Annotated in this window: 23 protein-coding genes; 9 read left to right on the top strand and 14 right to left on the bottom strand. The window is 73.8% G+C overall.

Annotated elements, in window-relative coordinates; translation table 11 throughout:
* Position 1 precedes the first annotated feature (1 nt).
* Positions 2-967 carry an AraC family transcriptional regulator gene (locus tag ACIA8N_RS00500; protein ID WP_365782363.1) on the top strand — a complete coding sequence of 322 codons (966 nt, stop codon included), beginning with the start codon at positions 2-4 and terminating at the stop codon, positions 965-967.
* 245 nt (positions 968-1212) lie between these two features.
* Here the strand turns inward: ACIA8N_RS00500 and ACIA8N_RS00495 are convergent, their stop codons facing one another.
* Together ACIA8N_RS00495 and ACIA8N_RS00490 are read right to left on the bottom strand one after the other, a co-directional pair.
* Positions 1213-1977 carry an SDR family oxidoreductase gene (locus ACIA8N_RS00495; protein ID WP_365782361.1) on the bottom strand — a complete coding sequence of 255 codons (765 nt, stop codon included), beginning with the start codon at positions 1975-1977 and terminating at the stop codon, positions 1213-1215.
* A 73-nt stretch (positions 1978-2050) separates the two neighbouring features.
* Positions 2051-2860: an NAD(P)-dependent oxidoreductase gene (locus tag ACIA8N_RS00490; RefSeq protein ID WP_365782359.1), complete on the bottom strand. Its 810-nt coding sequence runs from the start codon at positions 2858-2860 to the stop codon at positions 2051-2053.
* A gap of 215 nt (positions 2861-3075) precedes the next feature.
* Here ACIA8N_RS00490 and ACIA8N_RS00485 point away from each other — a divergent pair, with 215 nt between their 5' ends.
* Together ACIA8N_RS00485 and ACIA8N_RS00480 are read left to right on the top strand one after the other, a co-directional pair.
* Positions 3076-4008: a 5-dehydro-4-deoxyglucarate dehydratase gene (locus tag ACIA8N_RS00485; RefSeq protein WP_365782357.1), complete on the top strand. Its 933-nt coding sequence runs from the start codon at positions 3076-3078 to the stop codon at positions 4006-4008.
* Positions 4005-5138, top strand: coding sequence for a hypothetical protein (locus tag ACIA8N_RS00480; protein WP_365782355.1), 1134 nt, complete (start codon positions 4005-4007; stop codon positions 5136-5138). The genes ACIA8N_RS00485 and ACIA8N_RS00480 overlap by 4 nt, the downstream gene beginning before the upstream one ends.
* A 46-nt stretch (positions 5139-5184) precedes the next feature.
* On the opposite strand, the gene ACIA8N_RS00475 is transcribed toward ACIA8N_RS00480, so the two are convergent.
* The 8 genes from ACIA8N_RS00475 to ACIA8N_RS00440 all read right to left on the bottom strand — a co-directional run bounded on the left by ACIA8N_RS00475 (position 5185) and on the right by ACIA8N_RS00440 (position 16371).
* On the bottom strand, positions 5185-7962 hold the full coding sequence (locus ACIA8N_RS00475) for a SpoIIE family protein phosphatase (protein WP_365782353.1): 2778 nt from the start codon (positions 7960-7962) through the stop codon (positions 5185-5187).
* The gene (locus ACIA8N_RS00470; protein WP_365782351.1) at positions 7959-10025 is read right to left on the bottom strand and encodes a SpoIIE family protein phosphatase; all 2067 of its coding nucleotides are present in this window, start codon (positions 10023-10025) and stop codon (positions 7959-7961) included. The genes ACIA8N_RS00475 and ACIA8N_RS00470 overlap by 4 nt, the downstream gene beginning before the upstream one ends.
* A 590-nt stretch (positions 10026-10615) precedes the next feature.
* Complete coding sequence (locus ACIA8N_RS00465; protein WP_057578400.1) at positions 10616-11347, bottom strand: hypothetical protein; 732 nt, start codon at positions 11345-11347, stop codon at positions 10616-10618.
* A gap of 39 nt (positions 11348-11386) precedes the next feature.
* A complete protein-coding gene (locus ACIA8N_RS00460) occupies positions 11387-11794 on the bottom strand; it encodes a hypothetical protein (protein ID WP_365782349.1) in 408 nt (135 codons plus the stop codon).
* A gap of 115 nt (positions 11795-11909) precedes the next feature.
* Entirely contained in the window at positions 11910-13355 is a 1446-nt protein-coding gene (locus ACIA8N_RS00455) for a penicillin-binding protein 2 (RefSeq protein WP_365782348.1), read from the bottom strand.
* Between the two features lie 120 nt (positions 13356-13475).
* Entirely contained in the window at positions 13476-14093 is a 618-nt protein-coding gene (locus tag ACIA8N_RS00450; protein WP_399415737.1) for a response regulator, read from the bottom strand.
* A gap of 38 nt (positions 14094-14131) precedes the next feature.
* Positions 14132-15376: a histidine kinase gene (locus tag ACIA8N_RS00445; RefSeq protein WP_365782345.1), complete on the bottom strand. Its 1245-nt coding sequence runs from the start codon at positions 15374-15376 to the stop codon at positions 14132-14134.
* Entirely contained in the window at positions 15373-16371 is a 999-nt protein-coding gene (locus ACIA8N_RS00440) for a hypothetical protein (RefSeq protein ID WP_365782343.1), read from the bottom strand. Before ACIA8N_RS00440 ends, ACIA8N_RS00445 begins: the two co-directional genes overlap by 4 nt.
* Positions 16372-16546: 175 nt before the next feature.
* On the opposite strand from ACIA8N_RS00440, the gene ACIA8N_RS00435 reads away from it, so the two are divergent.
* Positions 16547-17044: a cupin domain-containing protein gene (locus ACIA8N_RS00435; protein WP_365782341.1), complete on the top strand. Its 498-nt coding sequence runs from the start codon at positions 16547-16549 to the stop codon at positions 17042-17044.
* An 8-nt stretch (positions 17045-17052) separates the two neighbouring features.
* Here the strand turns inward: ACIA8N_RS00435 and ACIA8N_RS00430 are convergent, their stop codons facing one another.
* A complete protein-coding gene (locus tag ACIA8N_RS00430; protein ID WP_365782339.1) occupies positions 17053-17823 on the bottom strand; it encodes an IclR family transcriptional regulator in 771 nt (256 codons plus the stop codon).
* A gap of 150 nt (positions 17824-17973) precedes the next feature.
* Between ACIA8N_RS00430 and ACIA8N_RS00425 the strand changes: the two genes are divergently transcribed.
* The gene (locus tag ACIA8N_RS00425) at positions 17974-19479 is read left to right on the top strand and encodes an aldehyde dehydrogenase (NADP(+)) (RefSeq protein WP_365782337.1); all 1506 of its coding nucleotides are present in this window, start codon (positions 17974-17976) and stop codon (positions 19477-19479) included.
* A 13-nt stretch (positions 19480-19492) separates the two neighbouring features.
* Here ACIA8N_RS00425 and ACIA8N_RS00420 read toward each other — a convergent pair whose 3' ends face one another.
* Positions 19493-19585, bottom strand: coding sequence for a zinc-binding dehydrogenase (locus tag ACIA8N_RS00420; protein WP_399415367.1), 93 nt, complete (start codon positions 19583-19585; stop codon positions 19493-19495).
* A gap of 261 nt (positions 19586-19846) precedes the next feature.
* On the opposite strand from ACIA8N_RS00420, the gene ACIA8N_RS00415 reads away from it, so the two are divergent.
* A complete protein-coding gene (locus ACIA8N_RS00415; RefSeq protein WP_365782335.1) occupies positions 19847-20554 on the top strand; it encodes a DsbA family oxidoreductase in 708 nt (235 codons plus the stop codon).
* A gap of 113 nt (positions 20555-20667) precedes the next feature.
* Positions 20668-21735: an aminotransferase class V-fold PLP-dependent enzyme gene (locus ACIA8N_RS00410; protein ID WP_365782333.1), complete on the top strand. Its 1068-nt coding sequence runs from the start codon at positions 20668-20670 to the stop codon at positions 21733-21735.
* Between the two features lie 97 nt (positions 21736-21832).
* On the opposite strand, the gene ACIA8N_RS00405 is transcribed toward ACIA8N_RS00410, so the two are convergent.
* Positions 21833-22360, bottom strand: a complete 528-nt coding sequence (locus ACIA8N_RS00405) for a MarR family winged helix-turn-helix transcriptional regulator (RefSeq protein WP_365782331.1) — start codon at positions 22358-22360, stop codon at positions 21833-21835.
* Between the two features lie 115 nt (positions 22361-22475).
* Between ACIA8N_RS00405 and ACIA8N_RS00400 the strand changes: the two genes are divergently transcribed.
* Complete coding sequence (locus ACIA8N_RS00400; protein ID WP_365782329.1) at positions 22476-23543, top strand: alkene reductase; 1068 nt, start codon at positions 22476-22478, stop codon at positions 23541-23543.
* An 88-nt stretch (positions 23544-23631) separates the two neighbouring features.
* Here the strand turns inward: ACIA8N_RS00400 and ACIA8N_RS00395 are convergent, their stop codons facing one another.
* On the bottom strand, positions 23632-24732 hold the full coding sequence (locus tag ACIA8N_RS00395) for an aminotransferase class V-fold PLP-dependent enzyme (protein ID WP_365782452.1): 1101 nt from the start codon (positions 24730-24732) through the stop codon (positions 23632-23634).
* Positions 24733-24959: 227 nt separating this feature from the next.
* Here ACIA8N_RS00395 and ACIA8N_RS00390 point away from each other — a divergent pair, with 227 nt between their 5' ends.
* Positions 24960-25697, top strand: a complete 738-nt coding sequence (locus ACIA8N_RS00390; RefSeq protein ID WP_365782327.1) for a hypothetical protein — start codon at positions 24960-24962, stop codon at positions 25695-25697.
* Positions 25698-25737: the final 40 nt, after the last annotated feature.

The following is a 25737-nucleotide window of genomic DNA, read 5'->3' as shown; positions in this document are numbered from 1 at the left end:
TGTGGACGGGAGCCGTTTCCGGACGGGGGACGTGGACGAGGCGCGCGAGGAACTCGACGCCCGCTACTACGCGAACCGGATGGACGTCGTCGACCGGGAGAGACGCCCCTTCGCGGCGCGCTTCGACACCCTCGCGTTCGGCCCGCTGGTCATCGGGGACCTCAGCTGCGGCGCCGACGTGCGGATGAGCTTCGGGGAACTCGGCGCCTACCACCTGAACGCGCCGTTCAGCGGCAGGATGGAGATGCGCCAGGGCGGGTCCTCGATCGTCGCGACGGCCGACGAGGCGCTGCTCCTCGACCCGGCGGGGGACACCTTCCTCGACCGCTGGACCGGGGACTGCAGGACCCTCTCGGTGAAGGTCGGCGCCGCCGAGCTGCGCGACCGCCTCGAACGGCTGCTCGGCCGACCGCCCCGCGGCCCGCTGGTCTTCGCGCCCGGCCTGGACATCACGCGCGGCCCCGGTCTGAGCTGGGTGCGCTTCGCCCGCCAGGTGGCCGCGGAGGCGCTCGCGGGGGAGGGCCTCGCCCGGCACGAGCTGGTGGCGGGACCCTTGCAGGAGGCCCTGCTCAACGGGCTGCTGCTTGCCGCGGAGCACCCCTGGCGCGAGGCGCTCGCCCACCCGGGGGAGCCGCGGCGGCCGGCCCCGGTCAAGCGCGCGATGGACGCGGTGCGGGAGCGCCCCGAGCACCCGTTCACGACCACCGAACTCGCGGCCCACGCGCGCGTGAGCGTGCGCCGCCTCCAGGAGTCGTTCCGCGAGTACGTCGGGATGTCACCGATGGCGTACGTACGGGAGGTGCGCCTCGACCGGGTCCGCGAGGAGCTGCGGACGGCCGCGCCTGACGAGGTGAGCGTGAGCGAGGTGGCCTGGCGCTGGGGCTTCGCGCACCAGGGCCGGTTCGCGGCGCGCTACCGCGAGAAGTTCGGCGAGCCGCCGTCCCGGACGCTGCGGGCGTCGGCTTGAGGACCCGCGAGCCCGGCCTGACCGACACCCCCTACAGCGGTGTGCGCGGGTGTGCGCCTCCGTGCGTCGACCCGCCGCGCAATCCGGACAGGTGCCGCGTTCCGCGGCTCGCGATGATCTTCGTCCGGGCCTACGGTGAGCGGGTCCGGTCTGCCAGCGCGCACCGTGACCCGGGCCCCGGCCGGCTCCCCCCGTATCAGTCCGGCCGGGTCCTGTGTAATCCGTCGTGACGAGCTGTCCTTCGTTCAGGCCAGGCCGCCGTTGCTCATCAGCAGCTGGCCGTTGATCCACTGGCCCTCGGCCGAGCACAGAAAGTCCACCAGGTGCGCGGTGTCCCGCGGGGTGCCGAGGCGGCCGAGCGGTGTCAACCCGGCCAGCTGCTCCTTCTGCTCCGCCGTCATCCAGCCCGTGTCGACCGGGCCGGGGTTGATGACGTTCGCGGTGACCCCGAGGGGGGCGAGCTCGCGCGCGGCGGCCAGGGTGATGCGGTCGAGCGCGCCCTTGCTCGCCCCGTACGGAAGGTTCCCCACGGTGTGGTCGCTGGTCAGGGCGACGATACGGCCGGTGCCCGCGGGGCCGGTGAAGCGCCGCCCGTACTCGCGGACCAACAGCCAGGACGCGCGCGCGTTGACCGCGAAATGGCGGTCGAAGCTCTCCACCGTGGTGTCGAGGAGGCCGGAGTCGACCGACTCGCAGTGCGCCATGACCAGGGCCGTGACCGGGCGGCCGAACCGCTCCTCCACCGCGTCGAAGACGCGCGCGGGAGCCTCGGTCTCGGCGAGATCGGCCTCGACGGCCATGGCGGCGGCGCCCCGCTCCGCGAGCTCCCCGAGGACCGCGTCCGTCGCGCCCCGCTCGATGCCCCACTCCATGCGCAGGTCGTAGGGCGTCCAGCAGGTGAGGGCGATGTCCCAGCCCGACTCGGCGAGGCGCCGGGCGATGCCGGCGCCGATGCCGACGGTCCGGCCGACCCCCGTCACGAGGGCGAGGGGACGGGTCACGGGGGTCATGGAACGGCTCCTGTCGGAAGAAGGGCGCGGGTACGGCGTGCGGGGTCGCCGGGGTGCGCGCCGTGGGCGGGGGTCAGTGCGGCCAGCGGGGCGGGTCCACGCAGAAGTGGCCGCCGAGATAGAGGTCGTCGGCGCTGCCCTCGGGCGGGAGGCCCTTCTCGGCGATGAGCTTCTCCGCGTAGGGCTCCGAGTCGTCCTGCGGCTCGAATCCGATGGCCCGCGCCGTGGAGAGGTCCCACCACGCGCGCGTGTTGGCGGACGAGCCGTACACCACGGTGTGGCCCACGTTCTCGGCGGTGAGCGTGGTGTGCAGGAGTCGGGCGCAGTCGGCGGGGCTGAGCCACATCGACAGCATCCGCACCGAGGTGGGCTCGGGGAAGCAGGAGCCGATGCGGACGGAGACGGTCTCGATGCCGTGCTGGTCCCAGTAGAGCTGCGCCAGGTCCTCGCCGAAGCACTTGGAGAGGCCGTAGAAGGTGTCGGGGCGGTGCGGGGTGCCGACCGGGACGGGCGGTTCGCCGTCGCGCGGGCGCCGGGTGAAGCCGACGGCATGGTTGCTGGAGGCGAAGACCACGCGCCGGACGCCCTCCTCGCGGGCGGCCTCGTAGAGGTGGTACGTGCCGGCGATGTTGGCGGCCATGATCTTCTCGAAGCTCGCTTCGAGGGAGATGCCGGCCAGGTGCACGATGGCGTCGACGCCCCGGACGGCCTCGCGCAGCGCCGGGCGGTCCGCGAGGTCGGCGACGATCGCGTCGGGCGCACCCGGCACGGGGGCGACGTCCAGGAGGCGGAGGTCGTAGCCGTACGGGGGCAGCAGCTCCCGCATCAGCGTGCCGACGCCCCCGGCGGCGCCGGTGAGCAGGACGGTGCGGGGTGCTGACATGGAGCGCATCTCCTCTGTTGAGCGGCATTCACAACCGTGGACACGCTAGGGAGCGGCCCGACGGAGCGTCAAGAGCCCTCGACAGAGCGGGCTTCTTCCTTGACCGGCGCTTCCGCGCTGTTCTAGCGTGCGAGGCGGCACCGTTCAAGAATATGGATGACAGTCATACCTGTGCACGCGATGGCCCTGCACGACGGACTTCCCTGGGAGCGCCCGTGACCACTGCCCCGCTCGCCGGCCGCCTCGACGGCCTGCTGTTCTTCCCCGTCACCGCCTTCGCGCCGGACGGCTCCCTCGACCTCGGCACCTTCCGCGCCCATGTACGCGCGGGTGTCGAGGCGGGCGCCGCCGCCGTGTTCGCCTGCTGCGGCACCGGCGAGTTCCACGCCCTCACCCCCGAGGAGTTCCGGGACTGCGTCGCCGCCGCCGTCGAGGAGGCGGCGGGACGCGTCCCCGTCGTCGCGGGCGCCGGCTACGGCACCGCGCTCGCCGTCCGGTACGCCCGGCTCGCCGAGGAGGCCGGCGCCGACGGACTCCTCGCCATGCCGCCGTACCTCGTCGTCGCCGACCAGGCCGGACTGCTCCGCCACTACACCGAACTCGCCGCCGCCACCTCGCTCGACGTCATCGTCTACCAGCGGGACAACGCGGTCCTCACCCCCGCCACCGCCGTCGCCCTCGCCCGCACCGACGGGATCATCGGCCTCAAGGACGGCCTCGGCGACCTCGACCTCATGCAGCGGATCGTCAGCGCCGTCCGCGCCGAGGGCCTCGACCTGCTCTACTTCAACGGCCTGCCGACCGCCGAACTCACCGGCGCCGCCTACCGGGGCATCGGCGTCACCCTCTACTCCTCCGCCGTCTTCTGCTTCGCCCCCGACCTCGCCCTCGCCTTCCACCGCGCCCTCACCACGGGCGACGACGCCACGGTGGACCTGCTCGTCGACGGCTTCTACCGGCCGCTCGTCGAACTCCGCTCGCAGGGCAGGGGATACGCCGTCTCGCTCGTCAAGGCGGCCGTACGCAGAGGAGGCCTGGACGTCGGCGAGGTGCGCCCGCCGCTGAGCGAGCCCGCCCCCGAGCACGTCGACGAGCTCATGGTGCTCGTCGAGCGCGGCCGTGCCCTCCTGAAGGAGGCCGGGGCATGAGAGCGGCGGCCTTCGTCTACCCCTGGGACGTCGACGGCGACCCCGCCGCCCCCGCGCTCCTCGCCGGGCTCGGTCTCGCGCAGGTCACCCTCGCCACCGCCTACCACTCCACCCGGGCGCTGACCCCCCGTCACCCGGCCCACCGGATCGTCACCGCCGAGTACGCCGCCGTCCTCTACCCGCCGGACCGGGACCGCTGGGCGGGCCGCACGCTCCGCCCGTACCCGGCGGGGGACTGGGCGCCCGGCGACTCCTTCGGGAGGGCCGCCGAGGCCCTCGGCGCCGCCGGGCTCGACGTGCACAGCTGGGTCGTCCTCGCCCACAACTCCCGCCTGGGTGCCGAACACCCGGAGACCTCCGTCGTCAACGCCCACGGCGACCGCTACCCCTGGGCCCCCTGCATCGCCCGCCCCGAGGTCCGCGCCCTGCTCGTCGACCTGGCCGCCGAGGCCGCCGTACGGCCCGGCGCGACCGGCACCGAGCTGGAGTCCTGCGGCTGGTACGGCCTCGCCCACCTGCACGCCCACGACAAGACCGGCGGCGTCGCCCTGGGGGAGCGGGAGCAGTACCTGATGTCGCTCTGCTTCTGCCCCTCCTGCCGTGAGGGGTACGGGGAGGAGGGCGTGGACCCCGACGAGCTGGCCGCCGCCGTGCGCGGCGCGCTGGAGCCCGTGTGGGCGGGAGCGGGACCGGCCGGCGGGCTCGGCGCCCTGGAGGCCCCCGCCCTGGCCTGGCGCGCCCGGACCGCCCGTACCTTCCAGGAGGCCGCCGTGACCGCCGTACGGGCCGCGGCCCCGCCCGGCTTCCGGGTCCTGCTGCACGCCGACCCCGACCCGTACCGCTGTGGCGCCGACGCCGGCACCGACCCGGCGCACGTCCTCGGCCTCGCGGACGGGGTGGTCGCCCGCCCGCCCCGGGTCGCGGACTTCGCCGCCCACGCCCGCCCGGACACCGTCCTCGCCGCCAACATCTCCGTCGTCGCCGGCATGGGCGGCGCCCCCGACCGGCTCGCCGAGGACGCCGAGCGGGCCCGTGAGACGGGAGCGACCGAGCTGCGGCTCTACCACGCGGGTCTGGCCTCCGACGAGGACCTGACCGCCGTCGGCACGGCGCTGCGGAAGCTGGGCTAGCAGGGTGCGCAAACGGGTCGCCGGAGAATCCGGCGACCCGGCCCCCTCACCAGGCCAGGTCCTCCAGCGCGTCCAGATCCGGCACCTCCGGGGCCGCCGGTTCCATGCCGCCCCCCGCCATCCGCAGTTCCGCCCAGATCGTCTTGCCCCTGCGGGCGTACCGCGTCCCCCAGCGCTCCGCGTACTGCGCCACCAGATACAGCCCACGACCGCCCTCGTCCGTCGTCGCCGCGTGCCGCAGGTGCGGAGAGGTGCTGCTGCCGTCCGAGACCTCGCAGATCAGCGTCCGGTCGTGGAGCAGCCGTACCCGGATCGGATCGGCCCCGTACCGCACCGCGTTCGTGATCAGCTCGCTGAGGACCAGCTCCGCGGAGAACGCGAGTCCTTCGAGCCCCCACTCCGCCAGCTTCGCCGCCGCCGCGTTCCGTACCGGCGAGACCGCCGACGGATCGCGCGCCACCTCCCACTCGGCGATCCGCTCCCGTTCCAGGAGCCGGGTCCTGGCCACGAGCAGCGCGATGTCGTCGCGCGGCGACGGCGAGAGCAGGGTCGCGAGCACGTCCGCGCAGATCTGCTCGGGGCTGCGGTCCTGACGGGCCAGCGTCGACCGCAGCAGCCCGAGGCCCGTGTCGAGGTCCCGTCCCCGGTCCTCCAGGAGCCCGTCCGTGAAGAGCACCAGCTTGCTGCCCTCCGGCAGCCACAGCTCCGTCGTCTCGAACGGCGCGTCGCCGAGACCGAGCCCCAGCGGCAGCCCCGGTGACAGCTCGGGGAACTCCACCCGCCCGTCGGGACCCACGAGCGCGGGACCCGGATGTCCCGCGCTCGCCACCGTGCACAGGCCGGACGCCGGGTCGTAGATCGCGTACAGGCAGGTCGCCCCGGTGATGCCCTCCTCGCGGCGCCGGCCCTCGACGTCCGGCCCCTCCGACTCGCGCTCGTCGATGCGGCCCGTCAGCTCGTCGAGGTGGCCGAGCAGCTCGTCCGGCGGCACGTCGAGCGTCGAGAAGTTGTGCACCGCCGTCCGCAGCCGCCCCATGGTGGCCGCCGCGTGCAGCCCGTGCCCCACCACGTCCCCCACCACGAGCGCCACCCGCGCGCCCGGCAGCGGGATCACGTCGAACCAGTCGCCGCCGACGCCGGCCTTCGCCGGGAGATAGCGGTACGCCACGTCCACCGCGTTCTGGTCGGGCAGCACCCGGGGCAGCAGGCTCCGCTGCAGCGTCACCGCCATCGCGTGCTCCCGGGTGAACCGGCGCGCGTTGTCGATGGCGACCGCCGCCCGCGCCGCCAGCTCCTCCGCGAACGACAGGTCCTCCTCCCCGAACGGCTCCGGGGTGTCCGCGCGCCAGAAGTTCGCCATCCCGAGGACCACCCCGCGGGCCCGCAGCGGCACCGTGAGCAGCGAGTGCATCCCGAACGCCAGGGCCTGCGCCGCCCCCTCCGGGTCCTGCGCCCGCCAGCCCTCCGCCGACGCCAGCTCCGCCTGCACCACCGCGTGGCCCGCGCCCAGGGCCCTCGCCATCGGGGTGCTGGGCACGTCGAACCGCACGATGTCCCCGACCGGCTGCAGCGGCTGGTCGGGCCGCAGCCCGCACAGCGCCGTCCGCCGCATCTCGGTGGCCGCCGACGCGGAGCCCGGCGGCTCCTCCCCGCGCAGCACCGGTTCGAGCAGCTCCACGGTCGCGAAGTCCGCGAACCGCGGTACGGCCACCTCCGCCAGCTCCTCCGAGGTCCGCACCACCTCGAGCGTCGTCCCGATCCGCACCCCCGCCTCGTACAGCAGCTGGAGCCGGCCACGGGCCACCGCCGCCCGGCCGGTCACCGCGGCGAGTTCGGTGGTGTCCCGCATCGTCATCACGCTCCCGGACTCCGAGCCGTCCGCGATCGTGGGCCGTACGCTCACCGCGAGCAGCCGGTCGCCCGCGCGGTGCACCTCGTCCGTCGCCGGCCGGCCGGACACGAGGAGTTCGACCGTACGGGGATCGAGGCCGAGCTCCGAGACGTGCCGCCGCTCCGCGTCCGCCGAGAGACCGAGCAGCCGCCGCGCCTCGTCGTTGGCGAGCAGCAGCCGCCGGTCGGGGCCCACGATCAGGACCCCTTCGCGCACGGCGTGCAGCACCGCCTCGTGGTGCTCCTTCATCCGGGTCATCTCGGCCGGGCCGAGGCCGTGCGTCTGCCGCCGCAGCCGCCGGCTCACCAGGGCGGCCCCGCCCACGGCGAGGACCAGCGCGCCGCCCGCCGCGCCCGCGAGCAGCGGCAGCCGCCCCTCCACCGCCTGCGTGATGCTCTCGACCTCGACGCCGCTGCTGACCATGCCGACGATCCGGCCCCGGTCGTCCACCACCGGGACCACGGCCCGTACGGCGTCGTTGGGGGCGCCCGTGAACAGCTCGGTGAAGGACTCGCCGTCCACCACCGCGCGCGTGAGGTCACCGGTCGCCTTGAGGCCGATCAGGCCCGGTTCCGAGTCGGTGTACCGCAGCCCCTCCGGGCTCAGCACCGCGATGAAGTCCACGCCCGTCGCCCGCCGGGTGGCCTCCGCCCGGTCCTGGAGTTGTGCCGTCGGATCGGCCGACGTCAGCGCGTCGTCGATGCCGGGCGCCTTCGCGAACGCCTCCGCGACCGCGAGCGAGCGGACCCGGGCGTCCCGCTCGGTGTCGCTGCGGGCCTGGTAGAACGTCACGAACACGGCCGCCGCGATCACCAGGAGCGCGATCAGCGCCTCCAGGGCGAACACCTGCCCGGCGACGCTCCGCAGCCCGGTCCCGCGCTCGCGCCGGCCCCCAGGACCGTCCCGCGCCCGCCGCCGGGCCCGGGCCGTCATCCCGTGCTCCTGGCGATGAGCAGCGCCACGTCGTCCGCCGCGCCCGGCCGGCGCAGCGCCTGCAGCAGTTCGTCACAGGTCTCCTCCAGCGGCCCGCGCGCCTTGTCCAGCAGGCCGACCAGGACGGCGAGCCGATCGTCGATCGCCTCGTCGCGGGTCTCGACCAGACCGTCCGTGTACAGCACGAGCCGGTCCCCCGGCCGGAGGGGCACCCGGGTCGTACGGAACGTGGCGCCGCCCACGCCGAGCGGCAGCCCCGGCGGCACCTTCACCAGCTCGGCCGGTCCGTCCACCGGGACCCGTACCGGCGGAAGGTGGCCCGCGTTGGCGATCCGGCACCGGCCGAGGACCGGGTCGTGCACGACGAACAGACAGGTCGCGATGTAGTGCTCAAGTCCCGCCGTGATCCGGTCCAGGTGCCGCAGCACCTGGGCGGGCGACAGATCGAGGTCCGCGAACGCGCAGGTCGCGGTCCGCAGCCGTCCCATCGTCGCCGCCGCGTCGATACCGCTGCCCATGACGTCCCCGACGACGAGCGCCGTCTTGTCGTCGGCCAGCGGGATCACGTCGTACCAGTCGCCGCCTACCTCGCTCGACGCCTGCGCCGGCTGGTAGCGGGCCGCGATCTCCAGACCCGCCCGCTCCGGCGGCGCCCCGGGCAGCAGACTGCGCTGGAGCGTCACGGCCGAGTTCCGCACGCTCTGGTACCAGCGCGCGTTGTCGATGCTCACCGCCGCGCGGGCCGCGAGCTCCGTCGCGAGCAGCACGTCGTCGCCGTCGAAGGGCAGCGCGTTGCGGTCCCGCTTGAGGTCGAGCGCGCCGAGCACCTCGCCGCGCGCGATCAGCGGCACCGCCAGGTACGAGTGCACCCCGGCCCGGGCGAGCAGCTCCGCGGCCTCGGGGTTCCGTGCGATCCGGGCCAGGTCGCCGGGGCCGACGTGCTCCACCAGGACCGGCAGACCGGTGTGCACGCACCGGGTGACCAGCCGGTCCGCCCCGTACATCGCGACCGCCCCGGGCGGGTCCGCCGCCGGCAGCGCCTCCGTCAGGGCCCCCGCCTTCACCGCGAGGGCCCGGAACAGCTCGGGCCCCTCCTCGGGCGCGCCGGGCCTGCGCAGCGCCAGGACCGAGTCGAGGACGTCGACGGCGGCGATGTCCGCGAGCTCCGGCACCACCACGGAGGCCAGCTCGTCGGCCGTCCGCTCCACCTCCAGGGTGGTGCCCACCCGGGCAGAGGCGTCCGCGATCAGCGCGAGCCGCCGCCTCGACCGGTCCGCCGCCGAGTCCGCCCGGTGCCGCTCGGTCACGTCGATCACCGAGGCCGCGACCCCCAGGACCCGGTTCTCGGCCCCTTCGAGCCGGTAGAACGACACCGACCAGGAGTGGTCGTGGTCCGGGTCCGCGGGGGTCCGTCCGACGACGGGCCGGTCGAGCAGCGGCGCTCCTGTGACCAGGACGGTCCGCAGCGATGCCGCCACGGCACCGGTGTCGAACAGGGGCAGCACGTCGCCGACCCGCCGCCCGATGTGCAGCGCGGCCGGCACGCCGTCGATCCGTTCGAGCGTCGGGTTCACCAGGACGTAGCGCAGATCGGTGTCCAGGACGGCGAGACCGATGGGTGACTGGGAGACGAGCCGGTCGGACAGGGCGATCTGGGTCTCGACCCGGTCGACGGCGGTGCGGTCGGCGGCGATCCCCAGGGCGTAGAGGCCGCCCAGGTCGTCGGTGAGCCGCATGTTGCGGAACTCCACCTGGCGGACGCTGCCGTCCTTGTGCCGTACGGGAAAGGTCCCGGCCCAGGCGACTCCGCCGCGCAGTACCTCGCCGAAGAGGCGCATCGCCTCCTCCCGGTGTTCCTCGGCCACGACCAGCCGGGCCATGTACCGGCCGAGGGCCTCGTCGGCGGGGAAGCCGAAGAGGACCTCCGCCTGCGGGCTCCACAGGACGATCCGGCCGCGCGCGTCCACCACGACGGCGGCGACCCCGAGCACGTCGAGGAGGCCCTTGCCGTCCAGGGGCGCACCGACGGGCCCCGACGCCCCCGGCAAGGAACCGGCCGTCACACTGCCCTCCTCCCGCCGTGCCGTGCCTCCTTCCATGCTCGCCGCCCGCCGGTCACCCCGCACCGCGAACGGGCACCCGGACGCGCTCCCACGGCCACCGCGAAGAGCGCGGGACCGGCGGTGGCAGGGGAACCGCTCCGGTACGCGGGGGGAGTGCCCGAGCCCCTTGTCGACGACGGCGTAGAGCGGGCCGGAACGTGACGGAGCCCGGGAGCATGTCCAGCTCCCGGGCTCCAGCTTGCCACCCATTTGCGCACACCGGCGGCGTTTAAGAGCCGCGGGTCATGTTGAGATCGACGTGTTCTGCCTTTGAACTACAGCGCCACGAGAGAGGCGCCGAGGGGACTTGAACCCCCATCCGTCGATGTTCGCCCACGCTCGGTCGATCCGGTGTTCGGCGGCGAATACTGAGACTGGAGCGAGAATCTGAGTTTCACGGGGCCGCCTCTGCCAGGCTTGGGCCACCCCCGCACGTGGTGCGGGGAGAGGGATTCGAACCCCCAACTGACACCCCTTCATCAGCTTCGACATCAGTTTCAGCTTGCGCTCATCGCGCACCCTCCGCTCGCGACGGAGGGCGTATGTGGGGGCTACCGGAAGAGGTAGCCGAACACCGCGTCGCCGACCCGCTGGTCGGTGACCTCGGTGTTGTTCGCCTCCTCGCGGGCGAACTTGACCGACTGCTGGAGCTTCTCGACGCGGTCGAGGAGCTCGTTGACCCGCCGGGCGGGCAGCGCGCCGGAGAACTTCACCGTGGTCCAGTAACCGACCGGGACGTCCTCGTAGTACACCTCGACCTGCGCCGGGTGCTTCTCCGTGGCCTCGGCCTTCACGTGGTTGCGCGGAACCTTCTTCGTGCGGATGGTCCGCACCGGGTCCGTCTTCCACGAGTCCGTCGAGGGGTCCAGGTTCCACGACTCGGAGGCGTCGAGCACCGGCAGCTTGCGCACGAAGGTGTGCAGGTCGGTGAGTTGCTTCTCCAGGAACAGCAGGTACGGGACGGGCACCTGGGGCAACAGCACCGTACCGTCGACCACCACGTCCGCGGCCGCGGACCGGTTCGCCCAGTCCTTCGTCGCGGTCACGTCGAAGAGCCGCGTCAGCGTCCCGGCCGTCGCCCGCAGGGCGTCCTCGGCCTTGATCTGCACCCGCGTGGACTCGGGCGGCAGCTGCTCGCCCTCCTCGTCCTTGGGCTGGTAGGTCCGGGAGATGCCGGCCAGCAGTGCTGGCTTCTGCACGTCCTGGTGAGCCTGGGTGAGCTCCTGGAGAGCCTTGGACTTGACGCCCTTTTCGACTGCGATGATCTGATTCAGCTTCGGCACACGGCGAACCTAACAACCCCGCGCCGCACGCACATCCGATTAAACGCCCTTCTTCTCGTACCGCAGCGCCGCCCCCGTCACCACCGCGCCCAGACCCTCCCACAGGCCCACGCCCAGGAAGCCGGCCGGGGCGCGGCCCGTGACGACCGCGAGGGTGAAGACCGCGCAGGTGAGGAGGCGGAAGGGGACCGTCCAGCGGAAGAACGGCTTCCAGTCGGCGAGCGCGGCCAGGACGTAGTAGACGCCCATGTTCAGCGCGGCCATCGAGGACGCCGTCAGGAAGACGAGGGTGTGGTCGCCGTCCGCGCGCCCGCCCTCGGGCACCGGCTCGAAGCCCATCACGGTGAGCAGCGCGTCCGGTACGACCAGGCCCACCACCCCCAGCGCGGCGGCGAGCACGCCGAAGACCGCGATGGTCCAGCCGGACAGGGAACGGGGCAGGCGCACGGCGGTCCTCCGCGAGGTGAGTGCAGGTTCGGTGGATCGAATACGTGCTCGGATACGAGCGTGACCCTGCATATCGCGTGACGGGGCCCGACGGCCAATCGGGCCCCGTCCACCGTCACTTCAGCGCCGCGGCCATCATCTTCTGCGCCACCGGGGCCGCCAGGCCGTTGCCGCTGACCTCGGAGCGGGCCGCGCCCGAGTCCTCGATCATCACCGCGACGGCGACCTGCTTCCCGTTGGAGGGGGCCTTCGCGTACGACGTGAACCAGGCGTACGGCGTCTTGCTGTTCTTCTCGCCGTGCTGGGCCGTACCCGTCTTGCCGCCGACCTCCGCGCCGTCCACGGCCGCGTTGGTGCCCGTGCCCTTCTCCACGACGGTCACCATCGCGCTGCGCAGCTGCTCGGCGGTCGAGGAGGAGACGACCCGCTCGGTGTCTCCGTCCTCGAACGACGTCAGCGCGTCGCCGTCGGAGTCGACGACCTCCGAGACCATGTGCGGGGCGGCGAGCAGACCGTCGTTGGCGATCACCGCGGACACCATCGCCATCTGCAGCGGGGTGGCGGTCACGTCGAACTGCCCGATGCCGGTGAGCGCCGTCTGCGCCTTGTCCATGCCGGTCGGATACACGCTCGCGTACGCCCGCACCGGCACGTCGAGCTCGGCGTCGTCGAAGCCGAACTTCTCGGCCGTCGCCCTCACCTTGTCCTGCCCCAGGTCGGCGGCCATCTTGGCGAAGACGTTGTTGCAGGAGTACTGGAGCGCGGTGCGGATCGTGGCGTTCTCGCAGGGCGCGGAGGCGTTCTCGTTCTTCAGCACGGTCCGGGTGTTCGGCAGCGTGTACGGGTCGGGGCTCTCGGTCGCGGTGTCCACCGAGCCGTACAGGCCGTCCTCCAGGGCCGCCGCGGCGACCACCAGCTTGAAGGTGGAGCCGGGCGGCAGCGGCTGGCGCAGCGCCCGGTTGACCAGCGGCTTGTCCTCGTCGGTGGTCAGCTCCTTCCAGGCGTCGCCGTCCGTCGTCCCGGCGATCTTCGACGGGTCGTACGACGGGGTGGAGGCCAGGGCCAGGATCCGGCCGGTCGCCGGGTCGACGGCGACGGCGGCGCCCTTCTTGTTCCCGAGCGCGCGGTAGGCGGCCTTCTGCACGTCCGGGTCGATCGTGGTGACGACCGTGCCCGGCTGCTGCTTGCGCGTGACGGCGTCGACCGGGTTCTTCAGCCGGTCGTCGGTGCCGTCGAGGACGTCGCCGTAGATGCCCTCCAGCTGGGTGGCGCCGTACGCCTGCGAGCTGTAGCCCGTGACCGCCGCGTACAGCTCGCCGTCCGTGTACGTGCGCTCGTAGGCGAGATCCGATCCCTCCGTCTTCTTCGAGCCGGTGACCGGCGAGCCGGCCACGACGATGTTGCCGAGCGGCTGCGCGTACTGCGCGATGGTCTTCCGCCGGTTCTTCGAGTCGTCCGCGAGCGCCTTGCCTTCGTACGCCTGCACCCAGGTGGCCCGGCCCAGGAGGGCGAGCACCAGGAGCAGGACGAAGACCGACGTGTGCCTGATCGTCTTGTTCATCGCACCTGTGGGGACGAACGGGGCGGTGGGAGGCGTTCCGGATGTGTCCGGTTTCTCAGGGAACCTTCATCCGGAGCCTTCGCGGAGCCTTCGCCCGGAACGCCTCTCGTCAGCCCGGTGTCACCCCGCCCGTACGAACCCCGACTCGTACGCCAGGATCACCGCCTGCGTGCGGTCCCGGGCGCCGGACTTCGCCAGGACCGCCGCCACGTGCGTCTTGACCGTGGCCGCGCCCACGCCCATCCGGGCCGCGATCTCCGCGTTCGTCAGACCCGTCGCCACCAGGCGCAGCACCTCCGCCTCCCGTTCCGTGAGCCGCGCCACCCACGGCGGCGCCACCGGCGGACTGCGGCGGGCGTGCTCGGCCGCCAGGCCGCGCACCGCCGCCGGGTAGAGCAGCGAGTCGCTCCTGGCGACAAGGCGCACCGCGCTCACCAGCTCCTCCGCCGCCGCCCGCTTCAGCAGGAACCCGGCCGCGCCGACGCGCAGCGCGTCGTACACGTAGGAGTCGTTCTCGAAGGTCGTCACGACCACGATCCGGGGCGGCTCCGGCATCCCGGCGATGATCTGCTCGGTGGCCCTGATCCCGTCGATCTCCGGCATCCGCACGTCCATCAGGACGACGTCCGGCCGCTCGGCGCGCACCACCGACACCGCCTCGGCGCCCGTGGACGCCTCGCCCACCACCTCAAGGTCGGGTTCCGCGTCCAGGATGACCCGCAGGGCCGTCCGCACCATCCGCTCGTCGTCCGCGACCACGACGCGTACGGCCGCGCTCACCGCGGGACCCTGACCGCGAGCCGCCAGGCGCCGGCCGCGGGGCCCGCCTGCGCGGTGCCGCCGAACAGCTCGGCCCGCTCGGCGACGCCGACCAGGCCGCGTCCTCCGCCGGGGCGGGCGACCGGGAGCCGTGCGGGCAGCGGGTTCTCCATGATGATCTCCAACTCCTCGGTACGGGCGTCGAGCCGTACGGTGACGGGCTCCCCGCCCGCGTGCCGGGCCGCGTTCGTCAGCCCCTCCTGGACGATCCGGTACGCCTCCCGGGACAGCGCCGCGGGTACGGCGGCGAGGTCACCGGCCACGGTCAGCGCCACCTTCGGCCCGGCGCCCCGCACCAGGGCCTCCAGGGCGTCGAGCCCCGGCCCCACGCCTTCCCCGGCTTCCTCGCCCCGGCGCAGCAGGCCGAGGACCCCGTCCAGCTCGCCGACCGTGCGCCGGGTGGTCTCCTCGATCGCGGTGAGCGCCTCCTTGACGAACTCCAGGTCGGCCCCGGCGCCGCCGTCCAGGACCCGGCGCGCCGCTCCCGCCTGGAGGGTGACCGCGCTCAGCGCGTGACCGACCGAGTCGTGCAGCTCCCGGGCGAGCCGGTTGCGGGACTCCGCCTCCGCCGCGCGCCGCTCGGCCGCCGCGAGCCGCTCCGTGGGACCCGGGCCGAGCAGCCGGGGCGCCTGCCGGGCGAGCAGGGCACCGGTCGCGGCGGCCACGGCGGCGAGCGCGAGCAGCATCAGGAGCCCCGCCGGCAGCGCCGCCCAGTCCCACCAGGGCCGGTCGAGGCCCCAGAACCGGCCGAGCTCCGACGCGCGGAGCGCCGGCGAGAACGGCAGCGCCATCACCGACACCGCGAACGGCGGCAGCGCGAGGGTCGCCCCGCTGACCAGCGCCCCGGCGCCCAGGTGCAGGGAGAACCAGCCGGCCGTCCGGGCCTTGGCCTCCCAGCCCCGGGCCGGACTGTCCGCGAACCGGTCCGCCGGCACCCCGCACAGCGCCCGGGCCGCCGCGACCGACATCGGCCGGGCCAGCGGGAAGAGCGCGGCGACCGCGACGAGGGGCAGCCCGACCGCGTACGCCCCGAACTGCACCCCGGGCCCCCCGGCGAACAGGCCGCCCTCGTCGAGCAGCGGCCCCATGGCGATGGAGCCGACCATCCAGAACGGCATGAACAGCGCGCCGCCCACGATGAGGTGGAGCCAGCGCCGTCTGGCCCGCTGCCCGAAGAGCGCTCGGGACGCCTGGTGGATCACGCCTCGGTGCTCCGGCGCCGCAGGAAGAAGGCCACGCACGCGGCGAGCAGGATCCCGATGATCATGTCGCCAGCGTAGGACAGCTGTACGAGCCCGGGGACGCGCTTGCCGGGATCCGCCTCCGGCAGCAGGGCGACGAGCGACATGTAGGCGCCCCAGCAGCCCACCGCCGCCGAGGCCGTCCAGGCCAGGGCGAGCGTGGTGCGGACCCGGAGCCGGGCGGGCCTGCGCAGTACCAGGAGGAGGGTGAAGAGGACGGCGACGGCCAGGAAGCCGAACCGCTGGGCCTCCAGGACGTAGAAGTCGGCGTCGCGTTCGGCGATGCGCCGGGCGGACAGGCCCGTGGTCGAGCCGGCCGCCCACAGCAGGTGGAGCGCGGCGGGCCCGAGCGCCAGCACCGAGCCGGCCAGGGCGAGGGCCCGCACCCCGGGCCCCGACGCGCGGGCCGACAGCTCGCCGAGCCGGCCGGCCCAGAGCCGGCCCCAGCGGTCCCGGGCGTACAGGACGAAGAGGGTGCCCAGGGCGAGGCCCTGGAGGATGAAGCCGCCGTAGACGACGCCGAAGACCCAGGGGTCCAGGAAGGGTTCGGCGGGTGCGGCGGCCTTCTCGTCGCCGGTGACGGCGGCGACCGCGAGCTGTGCCGGGTATCCGGTCATGATCGGGACGAGCAGTCCTGTCGCCGCCCACATGGGAAGGGCGAGCGGCCAGGCGGGGAACCGCCGGCCCCAGGCCTGGGTGAGGAGCAGGGCGAGGACGACGACGAGGGCGTCGGCGACCACCGTCACCGCGTTGGCGACCGCCATCATCCGCGGGTGGTCCAGGAGCGCGCTGCCGGCCGGGATGCCGATCTCGCTGCCCGCCACCCAGGCGACCTTGAGCGAGACGTACGGGACGCAGGCGAGGATCGCGAGCCAACGCAGCGCGCGGTGGGCGCGGGGGGCGCGGTGGGGACGGGGGCCGCCGTGAGGACGGGGGAGGGGAGCGGTCTGTGTCATGGCTCCACGCTCCCGGGCGGACCCCCGGTGCCACGTCCTGCCGGGTGGTGAACCGCCTCCGCCGCGCGGGGGAGGCGGGCTCCTCCGGGGGCCTCCGGCAAGCGTGAATTGACCCATGTTTCTGATGATCGATTGAACCCCTGCAGGGGGTCAATGGCGCTCTAGAGTAGTGATCATGAACGAGACCACGACCTTCGCCCCGCTCCTCACCCGCGCCGCCGACGCCGAGACCACCGCCGACCCGAGCAGCGTGATGACGCTCCTCGCCGACTCGGACAGCACCGGCGGACAGCTCACCAGCTACCGCTCCTCCTTCGCGAAGGGCGCGGTCGGGGCCCCGGCCCACTTCCACACCAAGGCCTCGGAGATGTTCTTCGTCCTCGGCGGGTCCCTCCAGGTCCTGGTCGGCGAGGAGCTGACCGTCCTGGAGCAGGGCGACTTCCTCCTCGTCCCGCCGCACACCCCGCACGCCTTCGCCGCGGCGCCCGGCGCCGAGGCGGACGTGCTCTTCGCCTTCACGCCGGGCATGGCCCGCTTCGACTACCTGCGCCTGCTCGGCCGGGTCATGCGGGGCGAGGCGAGCTTCGAGGAGATCAAGGCCTCCTCGGAGAAGTACGACAACCACTACGTCGACAGCCCGGTGTGGCAGGCGGCCCTCGCCGAGCGCGCGTGACCGTGTGATCAGAGGCGGCGGGTCGCCAGCGTCAGCCGGTCCCGCGCGTCGAACAGCGCGTCCTTGACCATCTGTTCGTGGGCCGGGGTGAGCCGCGCCACCGGCACCGAGCAGCTGATCGCGTCCCGGGCCGGGGTCCGGTACGGGATGGCCACGCCGAAGCAGCGCAGCCCGAGCGTGTTCTCCTCGCGGTCCACCGAGAAGCCCTGGTCGCGGATGGCGCGCAGTTCCTCGATGAGCCGCTCGCGGTCGGTGATCGTGTGCTCGGTGAGCGCCGGGAGGGTCTCGGGGAGCAGCTTGCGCACCTGCTCGTCGGTGTGGGTGGCGAGCAGCGCCTTGCCGAGCGAGGTCGAGTGGGCGGGCAGCCGGCGTCCGACCCGGGTGAACGGCCGCAGGTAGTGCTGGGACTGACGGGTCGCGAGGTACACCACGTTGGTGCCGTCGAGCCGCGCCAGGTGGATGGTCTCGGTGGTGTCGTCGGAGAGCCGGTCCAGGGTGGGCCGGGAGGCGGCCACCACCTCGTCGCCGTCGATGTACGAGGTGCCGACGAGCAGCGCCCGCACGCCGATGCCGTACCGGGTGCCGGTCGCGTCCGTCTCCACCCAGCCCAGTTCGACCAGGGTGCGAAGCAGCATGTACAGGCTGGACTTGGGGTAGCCGACGGCCTCCTGGACGGCGGCGAGCGAGTGCATCCCCGGGCGCCCCGCGAAGTACTCGAGCAGCTCCACCGTCCGCACGGCGGACTTCACCTGTGCTCCGCCCGCGTCGACAGTCGCCATGTCCCTCGCCCCTTTTCGGTCGTCCGGCCGTCCGGTGGCCACCTGGCCGGCCGGGGCCCCTTGTGGAGACGGCCGGGCCGTCCCTAGAGTCCCGTACAGATGCGTTCATCTACGGGAACGTTGTTCAGAATAGCGAACAGGGGCGTAGCGGTGGCGGCAGAACCAGTGTGGAGTGTGGACCCCCGGACGGGGAAGCCGCGCGAGCAGGTCGCGGTGGAGGCCACGGCGGAGGACGTCGACCGGTCCGTACGGGCCGCCCACGCGGTCCGCGAGACCCTCGCCGACCGCAGCGTACGGGCTGCCTTCCTCCGTACCGCCGCCGACCTCCTCGACGGGGCGCGCGAGCAGATCGTGGAGACGGCGGACGCCGAGACCGCTCTCGGGCCCGTCCGCCTCACCGGCGAACTCGCCCGCACCACGGCCCAGTTGCGGGCCTTCGCGGAGGTCGTCGAAGAGGGATCCTTCCTCGACATCCGGATCGACCTGCCCGACCCCGGAGCCATCCCGCCCCGGCCCGACATGCGGCGCTGGAAGATCCCGCTCGGCGTCGTCGCCGTCTACGCCGCCAGCAACTTCCCGCTCGCCTTCTCCGTCCCCGGCGGCGACACGGCGAGCGCCCTCGCGGCCGGCTGCCCCGTGGTGATCAAGGCCCACCCCGACCACCCGGCCACCTCCGAACTCTGCGCCTCCCTGCTGCGCAGGGCCGCCGCCAAGGCGGGCCTCCCCGAGGACGTCGTCGTCCTCGTCCACGGCTTCGACGCGGGCGTGGAACTCGTCCGCCACCCGCTCGTCGCGGCGGCGGGCTTCACCGGCTCGGTGCGCGGCGGACGGGCCCTCTTCGACGCGGCGGCCGCCCGTCCCGTCCCCATCCCCTTCCACGGCGAACTCGGCTCCCTCAACCCCGTCGTGCTCACCAGCGCGGCGATCGAGGAGCGGGCCGAGGAGATCGGCGCCGGCCTGGCCGGCTCCATGACCCTGGGCGCGGGCCAGTTCTGCACCAAGCCCGGCTTCGTCCTGGCCCCCTCGGGCGAGGCGGGCGACCGCTTCCTCGACGCCCTCGCCCTCGGGGTCTCCGAGACCGGACCCGCCGTGCTGCTCGACCGGCGGATGCGGGACGCCTTCGTCGCCGGCGTCACCGAGCGCACCGCGCTCGACGGCGTACGGGCCCCGGTCACCCCCGGCGCGGGCGACGCGCACACGGTCAGCGCCGGAGTCCTCGCCGTCGACGCCGCCCTGCTCACCGAGGGCGACCGGCACCACCTCCTCCTGGAGGAGTGCTTCGGCCCGGTCACCGTCGTCGCCCGCTACGACTCCCGGGACGAGGTGACCCAGGTCCTCTCCCGGCTGCCCGGCAACCTCACCGCCACCCTGCACGTCGCCACGGAGGGCGAAGAGGACGCCGACGCGGCCCCGCTCCTGGCCGAACTCACCCCGCTGGCGGGCCGCGTCCTCGTCAACGGCTGGCCCACCGGCGTCGCCGTCGCCCCCGCCCAGCACCACGGCGGCCCCTACCCGGCCACCACCTCCACCTCCACCTCGGTCGGCGCGACCGCGATCGAGCGCTGGCTGCGCCCGTTCACGTACCAGTCGACCCCCGACCACCTCCTGCCCCCGGAGCTCCGCGACGACAACCCGCTGGGCCTGCCCCGCCGCTAGGGGGTGTCTTGCCTCAGGATCCGACGCGCACCACGATCTTCCCGAGGTGCGCGTTGGACTCCATCAGCCGATGGGCGTCGGCGATCCGCTCCAGACCGTCTGCCACCGGACGGCGCGGGGGAGACCCTGCTCTTGTGCGCTCCGAGTTCGCCTTCGCCAAGGCGTTCAAGCGGGAGTACGGGGTGGCGCCGGGGCAGTACCGCAGGAGCGCCAGAGGGAACCCGCCCGGCCCCCGGAGGCCGGAAGCGGGCCGGGGGGCCGCCCGTGCTCCGGCTCACATCGCGGGCCGAAACGGAATGAACCCGGCCGCGGGCGGCGTTATGGCCGTCGCACACCCCCACCGGCAACCCCCTCGGAGAGAAGTCACATGCGCGTCGAGATCTGGAGCGACATCGCCTGCCCCTGGTGCTACATCGGCAAGGCCCGCTTCGAGAAGGGGCTCGCGGCCTTCGCCCACCGCGACGACGTCGAGGTCGTGCACCGCTCCTTCGAGCTCGACCCGAACCGCGCCAAGGGCGACAGGGAACCCGTCCTGAAGATGCTCGCCGAGAAGTACGGCCGCACGCTCGCCGAGGCCCGCGCCATGGAGGCGCACGTCGCCTCCAACGCGCACTCCGAGGGCCTCGGCTACCGCACCGAGGGCCGCGACCACGGCAACACCTTCGACATCCACCGGCTGCTCCACCTCGCCAAGGACCGCGGGCGGCAGAGCGAGCTCCTGGACCTTGCCTACCGTGCCAACTTCGCCGAGGAGCGCTCCGTCTTCGACACCGAGACCCTGGTGGCGCTCGGCGTCGAGGCCGGTCTCGACGAGACCGAGGTGAGGGCCGTCCTCGCCGACGAGTCCGCCTACGCCGACGCCGTACGCGAGGACGAGCGCGAGGCGTCCGAACTGGGCGCGAACGGCGTGCCGTTCTTCGTCCTCGACCGCCGCTACGGCATCTCCGGCGGCCAGCCCGCCGAGGTCTTCACCCAGGCCCTCGAGCAGGCCTGGCAGGGCCGCGTCCTCCAGCCCGTCGGCGGCGACGCGGAGGTCTGCGGCCCCGACGGCAGCTGCGAGGTCCCGCAGGCCTGAGCCGCCCGCACCGTGCCCGTACCCGCACCGACCTGCGGAGATAAGCGCGGCTTGGGGATTCCCCACGATCTGCCCCGATTGACGGGTGATCGCGGGGAACCCAGGGTGGGGGCATGGATTCCCTTGATTCCCTCGACCAGCCGCTCGGGGGCGCCGAGTTCGCGCCCAAGCGGACCTATCTGAACACCTCCGCCTGCGGGCTGCTGCCCCGCCGGACCATCGAGGCCGTCACGCTCCTCGCGGAGGAGACCGCCGACGGCCGCCCCGACGGCGCCGGCAGCTTCGAGATCGTCGACGAGGCCCGCGCCGCCTTCGCCCGCCTCGCCGGTGTGTCGCACGAGCGCGTCGCCGTCGGCAGCTCCGTCGCCGTGCACTGCGGCATGATCGCCCAGTCGATGGCCTCCGGGGCCGAGATCCTCTTCCCCGAGGGCGAGTTCTCCTCCGTCATCACCCCGTTCACGATCCGCGGCGATCTCAAGACCCGGTTCGTGCCCCTGGAGCGGCTCGCCGAGTCCGTCCGTCCGGAGACCGCGCTCGTCGCCTTCTCCGCCGTGCAGTCGGCGGACGGCCGGACGGCCGACTTCGCGGCGATCCGCGCCGCGGCGGCCGCGCACGGCGCCCGTACCCTCCTCGACGCCACCCAGTCGGCCGGGTGGCTGCCGCTGCGCGCGGGGGAGTGGGACTACACGGTCGCCGGCGGTTACAAGTACCTGCTCTGTCCGCGCGGGGCGTCCTTCCTCACCGTCACGGAGGAGGCGCAGGACTCGCTCCTCGCGATCCACGCCAACTGGGTCACGGGCGAGGAGATGTGGGTGAACAGCTACGGCCCGGTCCGCGAACTGGCCCGCACGGCACGCCGGTTCGACGAGCCCGCGGCGTTCCTCTCGTACCACGGGGCGGCCCGCTCGCTCGCGCTCCTCGAAGAGATCGGCGTCGGGCGGATCGAGGCCCACGACAAGGGGCTCGCGGCCCGCTTCCGCTCCGGTCTGGTCTCCCTCGGTCACGAGCCGGTCATGGACGACTCGACGGTCGTCGCGGTCCCCGGCCTCGGTGGCCGGGCGGACGCGCTGCGTGAGGCCGGCGTCCTGCTCTCCGCCCGCGCGGGCAACCTGCGCGCCTCCTTCCACCTGTACAACACGGCGGCGGACGTGGACCGGGCCCTGGACGTCCTGGCCGGCTGAGGTCGGGTCGCCGGGGGAGGTCAGCGGCTCCCGGCCGGTCGGCGGCTCCCAGGCGGTCGGCGGCTCCCCGGCGGGCCCGGGCGCGCCTCGGGGTTCCTCAGCGGTTCCCCTGCGGTGCGGCACCGTCCGGCGCCAGCGGGCACTCGCCCGCCTCGCCGGCCTCCACGCGCAGGTTCTCCGCCACGAGCCCGAGCAGCCGGGCCAGTTCCGCCCGGTCGTCCGGGCCGAGGCCCTGCAGGGAGAGCTGCTCCAGGTCCGACCAGACGCCCTCGACGCCGGTGCGCAGCGAGCGTCCCTCGTCCGTCGCCTCGACCAGGACCGCGCGCCGGTCGGCCGGGTCCGGGCCGCGGCGGACGTGGCCGCACTGCTCCAGGCGCTGGAGCATCTTGGTCACCGTCGAGGCGTCGAGGCCCAGGGACTGGATCAGCTCGGACTGGCGGACGGGGCCGCAGTCCCAGAGCCGCATCATCATCATCTCCTGGCCCGGGTAGAGGCCGAGCTCCTTCAGACGCCGTCCGGCGGCGATCCGGTGCATCCGGGCCACTCGGGCCAGCGCGATGCTGACGGGTCCGCCGCGGGCTGCGGACGGCGTCGTCTCCGTACAGACGGGGTCGGTTCCTGACATCGGTGCTCCTCGGGAAGGCTCTCTCCACAGATTACCTTGGCCGGCCAATGAATGGGTTACAGTGGCATCCGGGCCAGATACTTGGCCGACCACATAAATCGTGAAGGGGACAGCCATGACCACCGCCTTCGACCCGATCGACCTCGCAGGGACCCGGCTCGCCAACCGCATCGCCATGGCGCCCATGACCCGCAGCCGCGCCGAGGCCGAGAGCCGCACCCCCACCGCGCTCGTCACCGAGTACTACGCCCAGCGCGCCTCCGCGGGGCTGATCATCACCGAGGGCGTCCAGCCGGTCCCCCGTGGCCAGGGCTACCCCTTCACCCCCGGCCTGCACAGCCGCGAGCAGATCGCCGCCTGGCGCGAGGTCACCGACGCCGTGCACGAACGCGGCGGGAAGATCTTCGCCCAGCTCATGCACGCCGGCCGGATCAGCCACCCCGTCGTCCTCGCCGACGGCCTCCACCCCGTCGCGCCCTCCGCCGTCGCCCCGGCGGGCCGGCTCTTCGCCGGCACCGGACTCATCGACTTCGTCGCCCCGCGCGAGCTCACCGCCGACGAGGTGGTCGAGGAGATCGCCGGCTTCGCCGCCGCCGCCCGCAACGCCGTCGAGGCCGGTTTCGACGGCGTCGAGATCCACGGCGCCAACGGCTACCTCGTGCACCAGTTCCTCGCCTCCGGCTCCAACCACCGCACCGACCGCTGGGGCGGCTCCGTCGAGAACCGCATCCGCTTCGCCGTCGAGGTCGTCAAGGCCGTCGCCGACGAGATCGGCCCCGAGCGCACCGGCCTGCGCATCTCCCCGGCCAACACCTACAACGACATCGCCGAGACCGACACCGAGGAGATCTACCCCGCCCTCGTCGCCGCGATCGAGCCGGTCGGCATCGCGTACCTGCACGTCACGGAGGCCGCGCCCGAGATCCGCGAGCTGACCCTCGCCCTGCGCAAGGCGTTCTCCGGCACCTTCATCCTCAACCCGGCCACCGAAGGGCCGACCGGCGCCGCCGCCCTGACCCTGATCGAGGACGGCACCGCCGACCTCGTCGCGTACGGGGCGCTGTTCCTCGCCAACCCCGACCTGCCCGCCCGGCTGAAGGCCGACGGCCCGTACAACACCCCGGACCCCGCCACCTTCTTCGGCGGCGACCACCGCGGCTACACCGACTACCCCGCGCTGTAACCGCGCCTACGGCAAGGGGGCGGGGGTCCGGCACCGGACCCCCGCCCCCTTCCCGTACCCGGGACCGCTTCCGCTGCCGTGCCCGGGACTACTTCCACGCCTCCGTGACCGCCCGGCGGGCGCCCTCCAGGTCCACCGCGCGGCCCGACTCGCCGAGCGCCGCGCCCAGGGCCGCGAGCGAGGACTGCACGGCCCCCGGCGTCGCGTCCACCCCGTAGTGGTTCACCCGGATCATCTCCGTCGCCAGCGCCCCGCCGCCCGCGATCAGCGGCAGCGACGGATCGGCGGCCAGCGCCTTCGCCACGAGCTCCGAGGCGTCCACCCCGGCCGGGGTGCGCAGCGTCGTCGCGACCGGGGCCGCGTCGCCCGCCTCGTACACGTACGGTTCGAGGCCGCCGCCCAGGGCGAGCGCCCCCGCCCGGGTCGCCGCCGCCGCCGAGGCGTGCCGGGCCATCAGGGCGTCGAGACCCTCCGCCTCGATCCGCTCCACACACGCTTCGAGTGCCAGCATCTCCAGCTGTGCAGGAGCGTGCAGGAGCGCCTTGCGTCCGCCGTCGATCCAGCGCTCCTTCCAGTCGAGCAGGGAGAGGTACGAGCGGCGCGGGGCGGCCGGGTTGGCGGCGAACCGCTCCCAGGCGCGCGCGCTCACGGACACCGCCGACACGCCCGCGGGCCCGCCCATCGCCTTCTGCGCGCCGATGATGCACATGTCCACGCCCCAGGCGTCCGGCAGCACCGGCTCGGCGCCGATCGACGCCACCGCGTCCAGGTAGAACAGCGCGCCGTGCGCCCGTACGACCTCGCCGATCTCCGCGACCGGGTTGGTGTTCCCGGTCGCCGCCTCCGCGTGCACCAGGGACACGAAGTCGATCTCCGGGTGCGCGGCGAGCGCCTCCGCCACCTGAGCGGCCGTCACCGCCGTGTGGAAGGGCACCTCCAGGTCGACGACGGTCGCGCCGCAGTCGCGCAGCCAGTTGCCGAAGGTCTGCCCGTACGGACCGGTGACGACGTTCAGCGCGGTCGAACCTGCCCGCGCCCCGCTGCGGATGCACCCCTCCAGGGGGAGCAGCGCCTCGCCCTGGGTGATCACCACGTCCTGCTCCGTGGAGAGCAGCGCGGCCACCCGCCGCTCGATCGACGCGAAGTGCGCGGCGGTCAGCGGGGCGAGGTCCAGGAGCGGATGTGTCACGGTCACGGCGGTGCCTTCTTCGACTCGGTGCGGTGCGGGCGGAACTCGGATCAGGGTACCGACGCACACCCCGGACGCCCCTTGGCCCACCCGTACAAAAGGGATCTTCGTTTCGTGTGCAACCGTCAGGGGACATCAGGTGTCCAACAGGACGACGGACCGGGCACGGGCCCCGTCCGGCGCACCCCCGCAGCCGCCCGGAACCCTCCGAATCCAGGAGCCGCTCCATGCGCAAGCACCGTTCCGCCGCCCTCGCCGCGGCGACGCTCCTCCTTCTCACCGGCGCGGGGATCGCGACCGCACCCGCCGCCTGGGCCGGAGTGCACGGCAGCACCCGCGCCGACGACCGCGACTGCGACTTCGACGGCGACGGCTTCGACGACGTGCTCGTCGGCTCGCCCGGCGCGGCCGTCGGCGGCGGCCGGGGCGCCGGCCTCGTCACCGTCCAGTACGGCTCGCCGCACGGCATCGACACCCGCGCCGGCACGATCATCAGCCAGAACACCACCGGCGTGCCCGGCGCCGCGGAGGCGGGCGACTCCTTCGGCGCCGCGGTCGCCACCGGCGACCTCGACGGCGACGGCTACGACGACGCCGTGATCGGCGCCCCCGGCGAGGACATCGGCACCATCGCCGACGCGGGCATGGTCACCGTCCTGCGCGGCACCGCCCGTGGCCTGACCGCCACCGGCGCCGCCTCCTGGACGCAGAACTCGCCCTCCGTGCCCGGCGCGGTGGAGAAGGGCGACAAGTTCGGCGGCCAGGTCCGGCTCGTCGACCCCAACGCCGACGGACGCTTCGGACTGCTCGCCGCCGCCCCCGGCGAGGACACCGAGGACGGCTGCGTCTGGGTCTTCTCGGCCGGTACGGGCGGGCTCACCGCCACCGGCTCATGGACCTTCAACGCGGGCACCTTCGGCGGCCCGTACCTCGACGCGCGCTTCGGGGCCGCGATCGACGAGTGAGCACCCCGACCGGGGGTCCCGGGCACGCGCCCGCCCTCGT

This window comes from Streptomyces sp. NPDC051822, assembly GCF_044452745.1.
Lineage (GTDB): Bacteria > Actinomycetota > Actinomycetes > Streptomycetales > Streptomycetaceae > Streptomyces.
Note: the sequence above shows the minus strand (reverse complement) of the source record. Positions and strands in the feature narration are given on the sequence as shown.

Coding starts and splice junctions, on each gene's coding strand:
- ACIA8N_RS00415 (WP_365782335.1), top strand. CDS start 19,847: ATGCGCGTCGAGATCTGGAGCGACATCGCCTGCCCCTGGTGCTACATC.
- ACIA8N_RS00480 (WP_365782355.1), top strand. CDS start 4,005: ATGAGAGCGGCGGCCTTCGTCTACCCCTGGGACGTCGACGGCGACCCC.
- ACIA8N_RS00450 (WP_399415737.1), bottom strand. CDS start 14,093: ATGGTGCGGACGGCCCTGCGGGTCATCCTGGACGCGGAACCCGACCTT.
- ACIA8N_RS00430 (WP_365782339.1), bottom strand. CDS start 17,823: ATGGCGACTGTCGACGCGGGCGGAGCACAGGTGAAGTCCGCCGTGCGG.
- ACIA8N_RS00390 (WP_365782327.1), top strand. CDS start 24,960: ATGCGCAAGCACCGTTCCGCCGCCCTCGCCGCGGCGACGCTCCTCCTT.
- ACIA8N_RS00440 (WP_365782343.1), bottom strand. CDS start 16,371: ATGACACAGACCGCTCCCCTCCCCCGTCCTCACGGCGGCCCCCGTCCC.
- ACIA8N_RS00410 (WP_365782333.1), top strand. CDS start 20,668: ATGGATTCCCTTGATTCCCTCGACCAGCCGCTCGGGGGCGCCGAGTTC.
- ACIA8N_RS00455 (WP_365782348.1), bottom strand. CDS start 13,355: ATGAACAAGACGATCAGGCACACGTCGGTCTTCGTCCTGCTCCTGGTG.
- ACIA8N_RS00475 (WP_365782353.1), bottom strand. CDS start 7,962: ATGACGGCCCGGGCCCGGCGGCGGGCGCGGGACGGTCCTGGGGGCCGG.
- ACIA8N_RS00495 (WP_365782361.1), bottom strand. CDS start 1,977: ATGACCCCCGTGACCCGTCCCCTCGCCCTCGTGACGGGGGTCGGCCGG.
- ACIA8N_RS00400 (WP_365782329.1), top strand. CDS start 22,476: ATGACCACCGCCTTCGACCCGATCGACCTCGCAGGGACCCGGCTCGCC.
- ACIA8N_RS00405 (WP_365782331.1), bottom strand. CDS start 22,360: ATGTCAGGAACCGACCCCGTCTGTACGGAGACGACGCCGTCCGCAGCC.
- ACIA8N_RS00490 (WP_365782359.1), bottom strand. CDS start 2,860: ATGTCAGCACCCCGCACCGTCCTGCTCACCGGCGCCGCCGGGGGCGTC.
- ACIA8N_RS00435 (WP_365782341.1), top strand. CDS start 16,547: ATGAACGAGACCACGACCTTCGCCCCGCTCCTCACCCGCGCCGCCGAC.